The following is an 18,115-nucleotide window of genomic DNA, read 5'->3' on the forward strand; positions in this document are numbered from 1 at the left end:
CTCTATGAACTACTCTTCATTCCATTTCTACAATTTTTCCTCGTACAGTGTAATTCTATTTGAAAACGGATCAATTACAGTTAATTCAATTGTACCCCAAGGTGTTTTTTCTATATTCGGCTTCGAATAAGCATATTCTTTACTTAATAATACAGAATGATAATCCTTTACATCATCTATTTTGATCCGAATCGCACCACCTGGTGAGGCATCACCATGATGTTCTGATAAATGTATCACAGCATCCTGTAACGAAATTTGCAAATATAATGGCCTATTTTCCTCATACCGATGTTCCCAATCCAGTTTAAATCCTAAAAAACCTAAGTAAAATAGTTTTGCTTTTTCAATATCAAAAATTCTAAATATAGGTGTTATCATTTATACTCTCCTCCTATTTATAAACATCTGCTGCCAATTCTCTCAAAACATCCACGTTTACTACTTCATAGCATCCATCGTTCTTCTTTATTATCTCTTTATCACAAAAAATATTTAATGTTCGCAACAAATGCCGATAGCTCGTTCCTAACAATTCCGCTATTTCCGTTAAATTCCCACTAAATACAATTCTATTTTCATGCTGAACTGCTCGTTCCCCTGCTGCTAACATGTAACTCGCAAGTCTATTTTCAAGCGGATACAATAAATTAATTGTACTGTTTTTTGAAAGTCGGTTTAATTTATGTGCTAATGATCCGCAAATACATCTTAAAAATTTCGCATCATGAAATAGCTTATTTCTCACTTTTCCTAAAGGTAACCCCACACAATACGAATCTGCCATCACTTGTACGTTTGAAGTGATTCTTTGAGAATGAATTAACTCCACATCTCCAAGTAACTGCAAACTATCGTAAAAACATAATAATACCGATTTCCCGTTACTTAATGTGTTAAACGCTTTTGCTTTTCCTTCAACAAAGAAATATAAATAATCTATCTCTTCATTTTCTCTACAAATAAACTCATTCTTTTTAAAAAATATAAGTTCCATATATGGCTTCATATCATGACTAAAAAATGAATCAATATTATTTTGCTTCATATACTCTGCTAATTTAATAGAATTACATACTTTCTTCATAGTCCCCCACCTTTACAACTCATCCCCATTGTAATCAAAATTTTCTTCTTCCACTATGACATATGTCATAACAATACACAATTTCAGCATGATACAGTCATTACAAATATGAAAATTAAAGGGGATATTACATTGTATAACTTTCTTTCTGTCTTTATTGGTGTGCTCATCGCCGTTATGCTTCCACTGAACGGGATTTTATCTGAATTAATTGGCAAGTACACAGCGAGCGTTGTCATTCACCTTGTCGGTTTAATTGCAGTTATCTTCATTTTAATCATAAACAAAAATAAAATTCATTTTAATAAAAGTATTCCACTTTTTTTATATAGTGCTGGAGCGATTGGGGTATTCACTGTTCTTTTTAATAATATAAGTTTCTCCGTCCTTGGTGCCTCTATTACGATCGCATTAAGTTTACTCGGTCAATCTATTGCTTCCATCGTTATTGACCATTTCGGTTTATTAGGAATGAAGGTTGCAAAGTTTGAAAAGAAAAAACTAATTGGATTATGCTTCATCTCTTCCGGAATTATAATCATGACAATTTATTAATGGAGGCAAGAAAATGTTATATATTACTATCGCTATTTTAGCTGGTGTTTCTATCGTTGTTGCTAGAATTATTAACGCGAATTTAGCAAAGGAAATTGGCAATTGGGAAGGGACCTTTTTCAATTATATTACTGGATTATTTTTCTCCGCTCTATTTTTAATTTTCAGTTCAGATTCATTTTATATTCCAATTCATACGTTGCAATCCATTCCTATCGCTGTATACTTAGGCGGATTAGTAGGCGTTATCGTTATTTCATTATCCAACTATATTACTCCTAAAATATCAGCCTTTTATTTAACATTACTCATCTTTATCGGACAATTATTTGCGGGGACTATTATTGATTTCTTCCTGACAAATGAACTCTCAATCGGTAAAGTTATCGGTGGCATTTTCGTATTAATTGGGCTCACTTACAATTTACTCATAGATCGCCCGATAAAAACTGTGAAGCATAACCAAGTTCAACTATAATACTTTACGCTTACCTATCATATATTAATAGAAAAGCTCTTCACACGAAATAATAGAGAGGAGAAAACCCTATTAAAAAAGTTATTTTATTGCTAGGTAGCGTATTAATTATTTGTGGAATTGTATGGTTTATAAACTCGGGGAAATCTATTCAAGATCTCTATACTGCAAATAAACCGAAAAAGAAAGCTACTATCATTTCAACTCAAAGGGACCCAAATGAGCCCCCTGTCTTTTTAGGAAAACAGGAAATAAAAGATATACATGTCGAGTCAATTAAAACAAAAAAGGATATCTTTCTTACAAAAACAGATGAAGTAAAAACGTTTATTAACAGTATGGATACCGCCAAAAAAGGAAAATTAACATTAGATGAAGAAGGATCAGATTTAATAGATTGTGATATGTGGATTACTTTCGAAGATGGAACTTATAAAAAATATTTCATATGGGTAGTTGACCATCATAGTAACGAAGTGATGATTGCTCGGCAAGATACTCCTGATGATGTAAACCTTACGTACTATCAATTAAATGAAGGTAGTTCAAAAAAGGTTTATAACTTATTTAAAAAAATTATTTAAACAAAAAAGTCATGAGCACGTAAGCTCATGACTTTTTGCACTATATATATTCCGGGAACACTTTACAGCTCTTTTCCTGTTCTATATCATGTCCAAAGAAAACAATTGGATTCTCTTTCCTAACAATTTCTTTTAAACGCTTAATTGAAGATAAAGCTAATTCCGAATCAACCCCCGCGAACGGCACTTCATCTTCAAAATTCTCTTTCGTATACGATGCATCAATCGTTAATAACACTGGGCCAGAGTTTTCCGTCTCAATGAATAGTGACTGATGTCCTGGAGTATGTCCTGGCGTATACAATAATTGAACACCTGGTACGACTTCATAATCCCCTTCAATGATTTTGTAGTTTAAATTCGGCAATATACATTCTTTCAAATATTCTTCACTATGTTGTGCCGTCTCATATTCAGCACGTTGCACAAGAATCGGTGTATTTGTAAAAGCACCATTTCCCCCTGCATGATCAAAATGCAAGTGAGAACTAATAATATAAAGAAGGTCTTCCGGCTCATAACCAACGCGTTTTAAAATATTCACGATCCTATCTTCTTCAGTCATTTTCGGTAAAATCTGCCCTTCAACAAATGTACCGTCAAATAAATTTTCATTATTAACCGCACTTTCTGGCATACCTGTATCTACTAAAATTAGCCCTTCTTCTGTCTCCAATAAATAACACCATACTGGTAAGTTTAATAAATCCCCCGGTGTGAGCGTACTATTAACAGAAGAATGATCTAACATACAACGACCAGCTGGCACGAAATAAAGCTTCTTTACCGTCATTATGTATCCACCTTTACATTTCGTTTTGAATAAAACAATACAGTAAAAAATTCTACTTTTTAGAAATAAACTCCTTCTACTCTTTCATTCCAGCATACAAAAAAATGTACTTTTTACATAACAGCATTTCACCATCTATAATAAAGGAGTAAATGATTCTTACTTTAATGGAGGGACTACAAATGAAAGCAATTGGTTTACATGAATACTTACCTATTGAAGAAGAAAACAGTTTAATTGATATTGAAGTTGAAAGACCTGTTGCCGTAGGAAGAGATATACTTGTTAAAATTAACGCGATTTCCGTTAATCCAGTTGATGCAAAAGTTCGCTCTCCGAAAGATAAAAAAGAAGATGTAGCGAAAATACTTGGCTGGGATGCTAGTGGTGTTGTCGTACAAACTGGCGAAGGTTGTACGTTATTTAAAGAAGGCGATGAAGTGTTTTACGCTGGAAGTATTACGAGACAAGGTACATATAGTGAATACCACCTAGTCGATGAAAGAATCGTTGGTAAAAAACCTAAAACTTTAAGTGATACTGAATCTGCCGCAATTCCTTTAACAGCTATTACGGCGTGGGAAGGTTTATTCGAGCGTTTAGGCATTAATTACGCTAAGAAAAGCGAAAATACATTTAAAAACATTTTAATTATCGGCGGAGCTGGTGGTGTCGGTTCAATCGCAATTCAGCTTGCGAAATGGGCTGGATTAAATGTAATCGCAACTGCGTCTCGCGATGAAACGATAGAATGGGTGAAAAACTTTGGAGCTGACCATACAATTAACCATCATAAACCTTTAAAAGAGCAACTACAAAGCCTTGGATTCAACGATGTAGATTATATTTTCTGCTTAAATAATACAGATCAGCATTGGCATGGTATAGGTGAAGTAATTAAACCACAAGGTAAAATTTGCTCTATCGTAGAAAATGAACATCCTCTTGAAATGGGCATTCTAAAAAGTAAAAGTGCGACCTTTGTTTGGGAGTTTATGTTCACAAAGCCGATGTATGAAACTGGTGATATGATTACGCAGCATGAACTATTAAATAAAGTGAGCGAATTATTAGATGAAGGTATTTTAAAGACCACTTTAAATGAAACATTAGCACCAATTAACGCTGAAAACTTAAAGAAAGCACATGCATTACTTGAGAGTGGACGTACAATTGGGAAGATTGTATTAGAGAAGTTTTAATAAAAAAGTCCGATTTCTAAAGAAGAAATCGGACTTTTTTTACCTTTATTTACTTGAAATCTCTTGATCATTTTGAGTATCTAATGGCGCTCGCTTCCCTATTCCGAAAGCATAGAAACTAATTGTAACGATAGCTAAGAAAACAATACCTACAACTAGTGAGATACGAGTATCATCGTTAAACCACATTCCGATTAATACCATAATTAAAAAGGCAATCGTTAAATAGTTTGTAACAGGAGCAAATGGCATTTTGAACGGATGATCTTTCATCTCTGCCCCTTTTTCTTTTCTAAAACGAATTTGACTAATTAAAATGACGAACCATGGTACCATACCTGGAAGTACACTCGCACTATACACATATACAAATAAGTTTTTTGGCGCAATATAACTTAAAACTACACCAACCGCTAAACCAATTATTACACCAACTGTACCAAATAATGGAACACCGTTACTAGAAATTTTCGTAAAGTATTTCGGTGCTTGTCCATTTACACCTAACGTATACAGCATACGTCCAGCACTATAAATACCACTATTACAGCCAGACATCGCCGCTGTAATAACAACGAAGTTAATAAGTCCAGCTGCTGCCGTAATACCAACCTTCGCAAAAGTTGCCACGAACGGACTACCAATTGTACTTAATTGATCCCACGGATACACAGTTACAATAACGAAAATAGCACCAATATAGAATATTAAAATACGCCAAATTGTACTTTGAATCGCTCTTGTAAGTGTCTTCTTCGGATCTTTCGCTTCACCAGCAGTGATCCCAATTAATTCCACACCTTGATATGCTCCAACTACAAGTGATAATGCAAAGAAGAATCCTGAAAAACCACCTGTAAAGAAACCGCCATTTGACCAAAGATTAGATATGCCAATCGCTTCTCCGCCGTTACCAATTCCGAAGAAAATAAGGCCAAATCCAGCAATAATCATTAATAAAATCGTAACGATTTTAATCATCGCAAACCAAAATTCAAATTCACCAAATGACTTAACAGAAATTAAGTTAGCTGCACCAAGAATAACCATTGCAATCACACCTGGTATCCAAGCCGGTAGACCTGGGAACCAATATTGCATATACGCTCCAACTGCGATAATCTCTGACATCCCAACGATAACCCACTGGAACCAGTTACTCCACGCTGTCATATAACCAGCTAACGGGTGAATATACTTATGACCGAACGTCGCAAATGAACCTGTACTTGGCTCCATATACAACATTTCTCCCATGGCACGCATGATGAAGAAGATAAAAATACCTGCAATTGCATAGGCAAGCATTACTGACGGACCTGTCCACTTAATCGTGCTAGCTGAACCCATAAACAAACCAACACCAATTGTTCCGCCTAAAGCAATCATTTGAATATGACGTGCTTCTAAACCTCTTTTCAATTCTTTGTTTGCCACTTCACTTCCCCCTCTTAGATGATTCATAGCCGCATTTTAAAATAAGATGCTTTCCCCTAATTCCTTTTGGCCTGAAAATGATGAAGCAAACGTCATTTTACACTAGCTTTAAAGCTATCCTAAAATCGTTTTTTGCCTCTTACAAAATTCTCAAAACCTTTCATCTTCCAATATTCTATAAATCTTAAAATTACTTATTTTATATTAATTCATTTATCTGAAAAATTCAATTATTTTTTCAATAAATTAATATGCATAATTATGTTTAATTTTTAACTGAATTAGCAATAAAATACATCTATTCAAAATGGTTCCGATATGAATATTATTACAATATAAATAACCGAGGAGAGCATATCTTCCTCGGTTTCACATCTCATGTACTTCAATCTTTATAGTTGATAACGTATTTTAAAAGAATTTCATTCCTATTGCTACTACCATTTTCAAAATTTATTTTCATACTTTTTAAACACTCTATTAACATCTCAAACAAGAATACAATATATTAGTAAAGTTACATACCATATACACCCTTAGCAAGGACCTCCTTATCAAAGCGAACAAATTTACTCTGTACTTCCATTCCAGCTGCTTCATATACGCGAGGTGCGCCTGTAATATTTTCAGAATCTACATTCAGTTGAACTTTTAAAGTCCCTTCTTCGTACAATTGACTAAATGCATGGTTTAATAGTGATAATCCTAACCCTTGTTTCCGCTTAGAACATCTTACACCTAGATGCGTAATTTCAGTGCTCCGCAAAGGCTTCATTAAAAGCTTGATGTAATCTCCCATCATCCACCAAATACGAGTTGGAATAAAACCAGCGTCTTCTAACATTTTTTCCTCATAGAAATTATTTGCTTGTGTTACAATCTTGCCATTCAAGCGAGACGAATTACTAACAAGCTCCTTAGCCCGCCCTTCAAGCTTTGACCATATTATTTGTTCAATACCTTGATTCATATAATTAGAATGAATAAGTACAGCAGATGGAAACTGTCTTTCACTCCCTGTCAAAATACCATAAGCAATTATTTCTTCTTCATTCATAACAACGTAAGAACTTTTACTAACATCAATACCTTTCCATGAGTTCGTAATATCCTCTACCGTTGTATCAACTTCACCGTAAATGGCTTGATCATAAATTGTACATAGTTTTAAAATTTGTTGTAAATCTTCTTGTGTAGTTGCTTTAACATTTAGACCGTTCATATTGTACCTTCTTTCTTTTTAATTAATTTAATTTTAACACTATTCTAATAACTTATTAAAAAATAATAAAAAAGAGCCTCATTTTCCAATGAGACTCTTTTCCTAATACATAATTAAACTGCTTTTTCAACTCGTTTACCAACAATAAACACCTTAGTAAACACCAACATGATAGCTACAATAGCTAGAAAATAAAGTGGCATCACCAGTAACGAGCCCGTATGAAGTTGACTCATTCCCCAAATTGTCACCGTCACTATTATATAGTACCCTAAGCTAAACAATGCTCCAGCTGTACCAATGACATCTTGAAAATCTACTAATGCTAAACTTAAACAGTTAGGTAATGCTACCCCAATTCCTAATAGCAATATAAACATCGCTACTAAAAATCCAATCATATATATTATGTTTGGATTTGATCCAACTGAAGTAATAATAGATAAAGCGACTGCTCCACCTGTCATTACAAAACAACCGATATATATAATTTTCTCTGGTTTATAAGTGGTAAGTAACCGCTTTGAAAATTTCGCCCCAATAATAGAAGCGGAAGCAACAACAATTCCTAGAAATCCGTACATACTAGGCGATAACTTAAAGTATTCAATAAAGATAAACGGCGCTTCTGCATAATAGCTAAATAAAACGCCATTCGCTCCTCCAATTAATAGCCCATATGTTACTACTTTCGGATTTGTAATCAACCGTTTTAAAACAGAAAACACATTTATTTTATCCGTTACTGCACCCGTTTTTGTTTCTGGAAGAGAAACAAACGTATACAGCAAAATTCCGATACTCATAACTACTAAACTTAAAAATACTATTTTAAATCCAAACATTTGATCAAGAAAGCCACCAATTAACGGTCCTATTGCTGGTGTAAAAGCAATGACTGCCGAAATTTGAGCAAACATAACGTGACGTTTATGCCCTTCTACACTTTCACGAAGAATCGTTTGCGTCACAACTGATCCTGCACTTGCTCCAAACGCCTGAATAAAACGACTTAACAATAAAAATTCAATGGAACTTGCAATAAAGCATAAGAAGCTCCCCGCGCCATATATGACAATTCCAAGTAACATCGCCGGGCGACGACCAATTATATCGGATAACCATCCAATAAAAAATACACCTAAAGCAAATCCAGCAAAATAAACACTAAGCGTTAACTGCACCTCATTATTACTTACATGTAACGCCTTTGAAATGTCTGGTAAAGACGGTGTATAAATTGTTTCACTAATTTGCGGAAATGCCACAAGAATAATCATTAACCAAAGTGATGGTACTGAGACTTTTTTCATTTTTCATACCCTCCTATAACTTTGAAAATCTCAGAAATAAAAAGACTTTCCTAAGCTACGGAACAGGAGGGGCCATTATAGAAATCCGATCATAAAACAACAAAGAAAACACCTCAATTACGTATGTTAATACTTATAGGAGGGTAATATTAACATTGATTTTTAAATATACTTTTTCAATTATATTACATATTATCTCTACTTTTCTATTGTTGATGCCTTGATTATTTGTTAGAAGATTATCATTTTTATATTATCTGAAAACTAATTCATTTCAAAAAACAGTAAAAAGAGCTGATTAATAACACATTCTAAAAATTTGTCTACCTTTTCTTTTGATGTATCCGGCGCATGATAACCAATCGTAAATGTAAGTCTTCCATTATAAGTGCTTGCTCCCATTGAAAAGAATGGTGCATACATAATGGGTGATGTCATATACCCGTCCTCAGCTTGAATTTCACCAAACTGAATAGGTTCATCAGCGATTACCCCGAAATTTGTCATTAATGGCAACGCCATCCCCATCTGTACAGCCTGCTCGTATTGCTGATTATACATTTCCTTCACCGTAGATAGCTTCATACCTGCCAGTATCTCCATTCCTGCCGCTGAAGAAAGACCTGGATTTTGGCCCTTTATTTTATCCATTGATTGTTTAACTCGAACAAGAGTCTGATTAAATGATTCACCATCTTCCATTTTAATCACTGGCATTTCCATTCCGGATAAGTTGCAAATAGCACCAGTCGTATAATTAGGCAGATATCGACGTAAATCAATTGTCAAACCGATCATTTTTTCTGCGGTGCGAGGTTCTGCATACACAGTGAAATGTGATAAAGCACGGAAGTATGCAGTCATGATTACATCATTCAAGGTAGCCTGTTGTGCTTTTGTCCATTTGGTTAGACATAGAGTTTGTTCACGGCTCAACCGCCCTACAGACATTTTGGGGGATTTATTTTTGTTGGGTTGAGATGGAAAAGACCATAACGATGCCTGCTGTTCTTGGTTAGGACGATACGCACTTTTTACGTCCGATATTCCAGCATATTTGAATACATGTGATTGATCTCGAAAACTCTCATTTCCCTCACCAAATTCCTTTATAATTTGATCCTTAGATCCTCCTAAGGAAAGGTGCGTATAAATTGCTCCAAGCAAATTAATATATTCCTTGACTCCTGCACCATCTGAACATAGATGAGATAATTTCACAACTAACATATCTGTTGTAGTTCCTCGTAATAATATTGTTTGAACCATAGGCCCCTGAATACGATCACCAGGTTCCTTAATAAAATCTATTGCCATTATTTCAAGTTCTTGATCATTTCCTTCTGCAAAAAAGCAAATAGATGAGTTAGTGCCAGATGAATGTTCCTCCCAGTAAGGAGTATCATTTTCTACAAATCGACTATTCAAAACTGGCTGCAATTGTAATGTTATCCTTACTGATTGTTCAAGTATTTCCTTTGATAGACCTACAGGAAAATAAAGAACCGCATTAATTTGTTGATCTGCAGAATAAAGACCTAATAAATAATTCATTCGATCTTGAGGTGTTACTGAATACTTTCCTTGTTCCATAATTTTGTCCCCCTTTTAAGATTTTTTGTATAACCTTATGCTCCATCTAGTTGTAACTTTTCTAGTCATTTTTCTTCAAGAGCTAATACTGCTTATTTTTCGAATTTTTTCACGAAAGCACCTTTTCCATACTGCTTCCATTCCTTTTGCAGCTTTTTGTAGGTGATATACCCATTATTTTATTGTTATCGATATCCCCCATCTTTTAATAAAATCAAACAAAAACACTTTTAGTCTAATCATATACAAACATATTATAATAATGTTTACGAATTATCAATAAAACAAATAAATCATTTTTTATATCTGTTAATTAAAAACAATAATATAATACGTTTAGGGATTACTTCATAAACAACAAACAAGACGCCACCCAAATCATGGGAACGCCTAGAATAATGCTACAAACTTAATGAAATCTATTTATCCTCACGTCATTTATTTCTTTGCTTCCATACCCCATTCTCTTTACGATAAGTATGCTTTCCATTCATGAATCCAGCTGTATTACCAGGAATGCTATATTTCTTATTTTTAGCCTTCTTCTTCATCCTCTTCTCTTCTTGAATAGCCTGTAAATCCACCTTCCATTGTTTCAACAAATCCTTTTTACGTCGCATCGAATTTGTACCCCTCAGATTCAAATATAAATCTATTAATTATATTATATACATTTTATTATTCCTTCGATAAAAAGAGAGCACCCTCGCCCAGGTGCCAAGAGATACATATATATTGAGATAACTAACACGCTAGAAAAGACTTCAACCGAATCACACGGCAACACCTATTGATAATTGCTATTAATTTAATCATTAACAAATATATCTGGCCCCTTCTTCAACATGTACGAGAAGCCCGAAATAAATACAACACTAAATATAATAATAGAAGACCACATATTAAAATGATACTCTTTACCTGCAACCAAATTATATATGTTATGGACCAAGAAATTAGCACCTATAATAATTCCACCTAACATTGAACTAATTAAAATGCTCATTAAATAAAACTTAAGCTTTTGAAACATTTCCCCTCTACCTCTTTTCTAAAATAAACTTTATTTAGGTTATCCTAGAAAATTATACCATTTAATTCCCAAATGTTATTAAAGCTATATTTTAATTAAGGTTATTTTAAGGAAGGCATCATTTATTCCAATATCTAGTTTGTTCAAATTTTCGTTTAACATGTACCAAATTATGTTTTTCCTTCTAAATAGACCAACAATATATTAAAATACTTTATATATCAAGGAGGTTTATCATGATCAACTTTCATAAAACATTCCCCATCTTAGGATTCTTTTTATTTTTATACAGTTTTATCAGCATCATTTTTTTATTACTATTCCTTAGCGTTTAGTAACAACACGTATAAATATATGTTTAATGTGTAATTTCTATATTAAAAAAGAAAAAACAATAGTTTTGGATGCTTTTCTAGTTTTATTTTAAGATACCTCTTTGTAATCTGTAATAATTTGCTGACTCTCATCATCATCATTATCAATTTCTTTTCTTAAGTATTCAAAGGTAATTTCGATTTCTTCCTTATTCTCATAATAAATCCCTTTTGTACTTTTAATTTCTTGGTCTAGTTGTTTTCCTCTGTCTTGAAGCGGGTTTATTTCTGCTCTTACGAAAAGGCTTTTTAGAATTTCAAAAGCCAGAAAAAAAGTTTTGGATTACACTCAAATCTTTAATTCTAATCGGAATAGCCTGAATGTTAATAGGACTTTTTATGTAACCTACATAATCAGTAAATCCCCTGAATAAAACTCCATATTCCGTCAACACTGTAGATGACATTAGATTTTTCTCCTTGCTCCCCCTTGGAGATGAGCAGTTAGCTTTTGCTAACTGCTCCTTTATTTATAACAAAAAGTAAGGTAAAAGTTACTCTTTACCATTTTAATTAAACAACTTACTATCAATCCCCCTTTCTTTAAACCCTTGTTGCTAATGTAGTCATTCTTTTCTTATAAATTAAGCTTGCCACTGTTAAGTAATATTTGGTCATTGAGAAAAAATAAAAAGATGATGAATCGTAATTTTTTTACAAATCATCATCTTTTATTTTCCGTATTTTAACATTCTGTAAATGCATTAGCCCCAAAATAACGTACTTTTATAATTTGCCGATGATGAAGCTCATGACCAGCAATAATGTTTGCTAATGCACGAACCGTGACTTCAGAATTGTTCGCAATTCCCCTTTGCAACCAGGCATCTTTATCTAAACTTTTAAGTAAATGCACAGTAGATTGGCGAACAACTGTTAAATTCGTAAGAAGATCTTGCATAGATTGCTTATCAAAAGCTGCTCTAAGAACATACATATCGTCATTATAGCCAGGAAGTTCTGCTGTCTCACCTCTTGCTATGGACAGCAAACGATATGCCATAATACGTTCAGTATCTGCAATATGACCGATTACTTCTTTTATACTCCATTTATTAGGGGCATATCGAAAATGTCCTTCACTATCAGAAATATCCTTCAATAAAAGATTCGTTTCCTTCATTTGTTGCTCTAGAATATGTATGATATCTCCATCTGGTACTAATTTTATGTACGTTGAGTAGTATGGATTATATTCATTTGTTCCTGGTCTCTTTTGCATACTTATCCTCCTCAGTATTTCATTTACACCCTACCTCAAAATGTTATCACATTAATCTAATTATTTAAATTACAAAACAAACGGTCTCCATATATGTTCATCAACTTAAGGTAAGCGGTTTGATTCTATTACAAAGTTTTCTACATGAGGCTACAATCTAGAACATTTTTCAATAGATCCATATTGTTCTAGTAGTAATTAAAAATTTTAAAACTAAAAAAGGACTCTATTTATGTAGGTCTATTTTTCAGTATTTATAATTGATTTGTATCTAAAAATAAACATTTTATACGTATACATGCATAGTATGTTTTATCTAACTGCTATATGCTTTGTGCCAAGTATAATGTGAAGGACCTAAATACTCTTTTCGTTGACAAATAATGCTCGGTTCTTATAGTATCCATTCCTAATTGGATTCAGTTTATAAAACTCGTTTAGCACATTGTTTCAGTTTTTTTGCAAAAAATAGGTTCGTCCTCCACCTTCATTTAACGCTTGGAGGAAAGCCATTTCTCATTCGTATAATAAAAAGAGGGAGAATTGCCCCTCTTTCGTTTATATTGAGCCATTTTACAAGGTTAAATAATCCCTTTTAATATCAATCCTAAAACTGACATTACTATCGCACTAATAATAATTCGCAAAATCCAAGTTGTGTTTGTACTTATTTTCTCTAATTGCTTATTGATTGTTGCTATGTCTTTCTCATTAATAGTGGTACGCGTTTCTAAAGTACGAATGTCTCTCATAATTTCTTTTTGCTCTGCTTTTAGGCTGTCAATTTTCGCGTAAACATCTTCCATATATTCACACCCTCTGTTCATCTTAATAGAAAAATCTATATATATATATATATATTATGAGACAACCCTTTTACCCGTGAATACATTCCGTATATTCGCGCACCAAATTATTTGTACAATCTAATTGAATTATTTACACATTTCCATTTTTCTGTATAAACAAGCATTTAAATAACATGCGATATGAATAAGCATTGAATTATTCTACTTTCATAACGTATCCTGAACACTCTTTATATGCCGTTTCATAAAGACTTTCATCTTATTTAAAGGCTTTTTTATTTCTTTAATAACAAACAAGGTGCAATCCAACATACGGGAGCACCTACAATAATTACTATTATTTAAATCACCATTCTCATATTTACAACTCATTATAGTCAGTATAATTTTCTGAAGAAATTCTCTTTTTTAGCTGCTTAATGTAAACTAATATTAATTTGAAATAACTGTAATGATAAACTTTCTAGAACAATAAATATACTAGCTGAAACGGACCTATAGCCGATATTTTTTCCAGTAACATTAATGGTGATTTCAGCTAAATTCGTTTGAATATTATTTCCCTCAAAAATCTTATCTTCAACCTTTACAATATCTGCTTCAAAATCTACTTCTTTAAAGGTTTTCAATAATTTTGTTTCTAATAAACTAAAATCAAAGTTTTCATCTTTTATTACGGCAAATTTAATCTTCATATTGATTTCCTCATTTTTAATAAATTAAAATCATTAAATCAATATAAATATATATTATTCTATTAGTTAATTCAAAATATACGCTTCATATGTATCATTACTAAATATCATTTCTAATGAATTAAGTGAAAAAGAAACGAAATAAACAAAGTCTCTCTTTCAACCACTTAACCAATTAATATAGAATCCCCCTTGTGTCCAATGACTAAAATTTTTTCATTTTAAACCCGTAGATTCTGAGAATTTCTTGTTTTAACATTACTAAACCACTTCACGCATTCTGTAGCATTGGTAATAACAATATAATGAAGCAGATTAATATTAGAAGTACCACTTATGTTTAATATAATGCGGCTCTAAATTATTTTGCTCATTGCTGCTTTTTTATTTCTCACTTGAAAATTATGTAATATATTTCAAATAAATTATCATCTTCCCCGTATTTTTATGATTGATTTTTTGTTCATAAATTCGTAACACATATACATGAGTTATCATGCTAAAATTAGTTTATTCGAAAAAGTTATTCTTAATGAATCGATAATTTTTAATACCCTGTTTAAAGCCTCGCCCCCCTGCGAGGCTTTTCCTATTTAACTAGAGTAGTAGTTGTGCTGTTACGCATTCCTATCTTTAGCTATATACTATAAATAACACTGCATGTTCATTTTAACTTTTCAGCATCAGCACACGTAAAATTCTCTCCTGCATCATTTGATTTACAAATTTTATTTATCGATTTTTCGGTTATTTTTTCATTTTCATTAGAAACTCGGTCTAAATCCATTCGAAATACTTGTTCCGGATTCTCCTTTGAATTTCCTTCAATATGAATTGTACGATCGAACATCTCAGCCGTGAAGCTGCTAGATGTATTTATCATTTCCACTCCATTATTTTCACCTACATAGCGTTCAACTACTTTTTCGGCTGCCTTTAATTGCTGAGATGTAGGATACGGTATAGATTCCGCTAAAATAACTACACCTACTAAATAAGTAATATACAAACCACCTGCAAACAAGATAACTTTTTTTACTGTTTTATTAATCATGCTCTAACTCCTTTTTCTTCTTTTGCTATTAAGATATATAACTTTCCTAATTTCTATCAATTTCTTTTAGTACATAACATTCGTTTTACATTTTATAAAAAGCACCTCTCTTACTAATTTTCAATTTGATATTAACACGATATTTATCGTTTTTTAATAAATAATTATTATATAACATTTTATTTTTACTGTTTTTTAGTTTTAGTTAATCTAAAAACAACCCATTTATTTAATTGCACTACATCATCAGCAAGTTTAAAAATTTGTTAATTACTAAAATAAAAAAGAGAAACTATATGTAAATACCCCTCGTTATATCTATGTAGGTTAGTCGTTAAACTTCAGCAGTCACTTTATTCGAGAACACTTTACCGAATATTCAATCTAATGATAAAATTGACCCAATTAATATTTTCGTTCATCACTGTATAAAAAAGTACAATAAAGAAAAATTCAGTACTTTCACAGTTAAGTAAACGCGAACTTTTTCTTCTATCTACTTACTATTTAAGGTTAATAGTGACATAACCAGCTCAAAAAATTCGACTTAAATTCATTAATGAATGGAGAGGTTTATATGAAATTAAAAGACAAAGTAGCAATCATAACTGGTGGTGCAAGCGGGATTGGCGAATCCACCGTTCGTCTTTTTATTGAAGAAGGTGCAAAAGTAGTTATCGCTGACTTTTCTGAACGTGGAAAAGACCTATCAGATGAATTGAACGCAAATGGATATGATACGTTATTTATTAAAACTGATGTAACAAAAGAGGCAGATATTAAACAGCTCATTCATGAGACAGTAAGTACATACGGTAAATTAGATATTATGTATGCAAATGCCGGCGTTGCTGATGATGCACCGGCAAACGAATTATCCTATGAAAAGTGGAAAAGAACTATTGATATTAATTTGTCTGGGGTATTCCTTTCTGATAAATATTCGATTGAACAATTTCTTAAACAAGGTACAGGTGGTGTCATCGTTAACGCTGGTTCGATTCATAGTTTTGTTTCATTACCTACCCCAACAGCATACTCCTCTGCAAAAGGTGGTGTGAAACTATTAACTCAAAATTTATGTACTGCCTACGCTAAATATGGAATACGTATTAATGCGGTGTGCCCTGGTTATATTGACACCCCTTTACTAGGTAGTGTTAATCCTCAACAGAAAGAATATTTAGCTTCCCTTCATCCACAAGGCAGACTTGGAACACCAGAAGAAGTGGCTAAAGCTGTCTTATTTTTAGCAAGTGATGATGCTAGTTTTGTTAATGGTACAACACTTCTTGTTGACGGAGGCTATACTGCACGTTAATGAAAAAATTTCAATGCACATCTCTAAGAAATATAGTCTTTAACAAGAAAAAGCGCCATCGCAAGTGACGGCGCTTTTTCTATGTAAGAGCAACTAGAAGATATACTTCTAGCCTACTCCCATTTATAGGTCCAAAATTGTTCAAGTTGCAGCCATTTCAATGTTGCTGCATCTTTGTTTTTTATTTTTGCATGTGTTTCTTCAAGCATTGCTTCTGTTTGTGAACGATGCGCGCCTAGTGCAGCTAATTTATGTTCAAATACTTCACTAATATTATTTACAACATCCGGTTCACCGAGCACTGCTTCACGATTTCTCGTAATCGCAACCGCATGAATAACTGGACGTTCTTCTTTTGGCATACGTGATACAGCGCGAACGACAGCGCGGCCAAATGCATCATGATCTGGATGTACGCCGTGTTCTGGATAAAATGTAATAATTCGAGATGGATTTACTTCTTGAATTATCGCTTCGATTTTATCTGCAACGAAATCAACATCTTCAAATTCTAACGTTTTATCATGGAAACCGAGCATTCTTAAATCTTGAATCCCCATCGCTTCACATGCATCTTTTAATTCTTTTTCACGGATATTTGGAATCGTTTCACGGTTAGCGAATACATTCTTCCCCATGTTACGTCCCATTTGTCCAAGAGTACCACATGCATACGTTACAGGTACTCCTTGATCTGTTAATAAGCGAATTGTCCCTCCCGCAGCAAATGCTTCATCATCTGGATGCGGAAATACAACAAGTACATGTCTCTCCATAAGTTTCCCTCCTTCTTACTTAAATGGCGTTAAGCTTAACTCAAGTGCTACCGCTAAGCGACCTTGGTTATCATGCCCTGCTAGTAATAAACGCTCTTTATCGTCTACTTCCCAGTGCGTAATACCTTCTGCATATACCCAGCCATGATCCATTTTCAAACCAACTCGGTATGGGTTTGTTCCAGTTATTTTCCCGCGCTCAAAGCGAATAATTGCATTTCGAATGAATGCTCCAACTGTCATCATCTTTTCATTAAAGTGTGACGCATACGCTCCGTTCGTTGTTTCTAAATGAATATATACATCTTTATTTACAAAACGTTCAATTTCATTTTGAATAAGAGAACTATCTTTTACTATTTCCATCGGAATTCACCTCTTTAAACCATTTTACGCAAAAATAATGTAAATTGCTATCTCTATATTAGAGGACAACGCTCACTTTTCCTAATAATTTGCACTGTGTTTTGTTATTTTTTTTATCATATGTGGAATTCAGAACTTTTCCTTCACTTCATTAAATAGTTTTCTTTCTTTTTTGAATTTGCTACAATATATTTTATCCCG

The 18,115-nt window shown here is 33.1% G+C and carries 19 protein-coding genes and 1 pseudogene; 5 read left to right on the plus strand and 15 right to left on the minus strand.

Annotation, left to right across the window (positions count from 1 at the left end; all coding sequences use genetic code 11):
- Window positions 1-27: 27 nt before the first annotated feature.
- On the minus strand, window positions 28-381 hold the full coding sequence (locus F0362_RS16760) for a glyoxalase superfamily protein (protein ID WP_000632408.1): 354 nt from the start codon (window positions 379-381) through the stop codon (window positions 28-30).
- A 13-nt stretch (window positions 382-394) separates the two neighbouring features.
- Window positions 395-1,087, minus strand: coding sequence for a transcriptional regulator YeiL (gene yeiL / locus F0362_RS16765; protein ID WP_016091224.1), 693 nt, complete (start codon window positions 1,085-1,087; stop codon window positions 395-397).
- Between the two features lie 108 nt (window positions 1,088-1,195).
- On the opposite strand from yeiL, the gene F0362_RS16770 reads away from it, so the two are divergent.
- The 3 genes from F0362_RS16770 (at window position 1,196) to F0362_RS16780 (ending at window position 2,704) form a co-directional block, all read left to right on the plus strand.
- The gene (locus F0362_RS16770; RefSeq protein ID WP_002155830.1) at window positions 1,196-1,642 is read left to right on the plus strand and encodes a DMT family transporter; all 447 of its coding nucleotides are present in this window, start codon (window positions 1,196-1,198) and stop codon (window positions 1,640-1,642) included.
- A 13-nt stretch (window positions 1,643-1,655) separates the two neighbouring features.
- Window positions 1,656-2,120, plus strand: coding sequence for a DMT family transporter (locus tag F0362_RS16775; protein ID WP_000965810.1), 465 nt, complete (start codon window positions 1,656-1,658; stop codon window positions 2,118-2,120).
- A gap of 89 nt (window positions 2,121-2,209) precedes the next feature.
- On the plus strand, window positions 2,210-2,704 hold the full coding sequence (locus F0362_RS16780) for a hypothetical protein (RefSeq protein WP_000901693.1): 495 nt from the start codon (window positions 2,210-2,212) through the stop codon (window positions 2,702-2,704).
- A 40-nt stretch (window positions 2,705-2,744) separates the two neighbouring features.
- Here the strand turns inward: F0362_RS16780 and aiiA are convergent, their stop codons facing one another.
- Window positions 2,745-3,497 carry a quorum-quenching N-acyl homoserine lactonase AiiA gene (gene aiiA / locus F0362_RS16785; protein WP_149889899.1) on the minus strand — a complete coding sequence of 251 codons (753 nt, stop codon included), beginning with the start codon at window positions 3,495-3,497 and terminating at the stop codon, window positions 2,745-2,747.
- A gap of 182 nt (window positions 3,498-3,679) precedes the next feature.
- On the opposite strand from aiiA, the gene F0362_RS16790 reads away from it, so the two are divergent.
- The gene (locus F0362_RS16790; RefSeq protein WP_000643755.1) at window positions 3,680-4,699 is read left to right on the plus strand and encodes a zinc-binding alcohol dehydrogenase family protein; all 1,020 of its coding nucleotides are present in this window, start codon (window positions 3,680-3,682) and stop codon (window positions 4,697-4,699) included.
- 45 nt (window positions 4,700-4,744) lie between these two features.
- On the opposite strand, the gene F0362_RS16795 is transcribed toward F0362_RS16790, so the two are convergent.
- The 10 genes and pseudogenes from F0362_RS16795 to F0362_RS16845 form a co-directional block, all read right to left on the minus strand.
- The gene (locus F0362_RS16795; protein ID WP_001284434.1) at window positions 4,745-6,136 is read right to left on the minus strand and encodes an amino acid permease; all 1,392 of its coding nucleotides are present in this window, start codon (window positions 6,134-6,136) and stop codon (window positions 4,745-4,747) included.
- A gap of 517 nt (window positions 6,137-6,653) precedes the next feature.
- Window positions 6,654-7,358 (minus strand): annotated as a pseudogene (locus F0362_RS16800) (GNAT family N-acetyltransferase).
- A 113-nt stretch (window positions 7,359-7,471) separates the two neighbouring features.
- The gene (locus tag F0362_RS16805; protein ID WP_000758026.1) at window positions 7,472-8,671 is read right to left on the minus strand and encodes a multidrug effflux MFS transporter; all 1,200 of its coding nucleotides are present in this window, start codon (window positions 8,669-8,671) and stop codon (window positions 7,472-7,474) included.
- A gap of 264 nt (window positions 8,672-8,935) precedes the next feature.
- Window positions 8,936-10,264, minus strand: coding sequence for a condensation domain-containing protein (locus tag F0362_RS16810; protein WP_000434823.1), 1,329 nt, complete (start codon window positions 10,262-10,264; stop codon window positions 8,936-8,938).
- A gap of 434 nt (window positions 10,265-10,698) precedes the next feature.
- On the minus strand, window positions 10,699-10,884 hold the full coding sequence (locus F0362_RS16815; protein ID WP_001253134.1) for a hypothetical protein: 186 nt from the start codon (window positions 10,882-10,884) through the stop codon (window positions 10,699-10,701).
- Between the two features lie 188 nt (window positions 10,885-11,072).
- Window positions 11,073-11,297 (minus strand): hypothetical protein, encoded by a 225-nt coding sequence (locus F0362_RS16820; RefSeq protein ID WP_000486799.1) that lies wholly within the window; start codon window positions 11,295-11,297, stop codon window positions 11,073-11,075.
- A 1,059-nt stretch (window positions 11,298-12,356) separates the two neighbouring features.
- A complete protein-coding gene (locus F0362_RS16830) occupies window positions 12,357-12,893 on the minus strand; it encodes a DinB family protein (protein ID WP_001172124.1) in 537 nt (178 codons plus the stop codon).
- A gap of 581 nt (window positions 12,894-13,474) precedes the next feature.
- A complete protein-coding gene (locus F0362_RS16835; protein WP_000390465.1) occupies window positions 13,475-13,699 on the minus strand; it encodes a hemolysin XhlA family protein in 225 nt (74 codons plus the stop codon).
- 419 nt (window positions 13,700-14,118) lie between these two features.
- The gene (locus F0362_RS16840; protein WP_000693588.1) at window positions 14,119-14,397 is read right to left on the minus strand and encodes a hypothetical protein; all 279 of its coding nucleotides are present in this window, start codon (window positions 14,395-14,397) and stop codon (window positions 14,119-14,121) included.
- Between the two features lie 664 nt (window positions 14,398-15,061).
- Window positions 15,062-15,451 (minus strand): hypothetical protein, encoded by a 390-nt coding sequence (locus tag F0362_RS16845; RefSeq protein WP_000608945.1) that lies wholly within the window; start codon window positions 15,449-15,451, stop codon window positions 15,062-15,064.
- Between the two features lie 577 nt (window positions 15,452-16,028).
- On the opposite strand from F0362_RS16845, the gene F0362_RS16850 reads away from it, so the two are divergent.
- The gene (locus F0362_RS16850; protein ID WP_000768009.1) at window positions 16,029-16,772 is read left to right on the plus strand and encodes an SDR family NAD(P)-dependent oxidoreductase; all 744 of its coding nucleotides are present in this window, start codon (window positions 16,029-16,031) and stop codon (window positions 16,770-16,772) included.
- A gap of 113 nt (window positions 16,773-16,885) precedes the next feature.
- On the opposite strand, the gene bshB2 is transcribed toward F0362_RS16850, so the two are convergent.
- Together bshB2 and F0362_RS16860 are read right to left on the minus strand one after the other, a co-directional pair.
- Window positions 16,886-17,548, minus strand: coding sequence for a bacillithiol biosynthesis deacetylase BshB2 (gene bshB2 / locus F0362_RS16855; RefSeq protein WP_000439466.1), 663 nt, complete (start codon window positions 17,546-17,548; stop codon window positions 16,886-16,888).
- 15 nt (window positions 17,549-17,563) lie between these two features.
- Complete coding sequence (locus F0362_RS16860; protein ID WP_000407039.1) at window positions 17,564-17,914, minus strand: YojF family protein; 351 nt, start codon at window positions 17,912-17,914, stop codon at window positions 17,564-17,566.
- Window positions 17,915-18,115 lie beyond the last annotated feature (201 nt).

Source organism: Bacillus sp. BS98 (assembly GCF_008432245.1).
In the GTDB taxonomy this organism is placed as follows: domain Bacteria; phylum Bacillota; class Bacilli; order Bacillales; family Bacillaceae_G; genus Bacillus_A; species Bacillus_A toyonensis.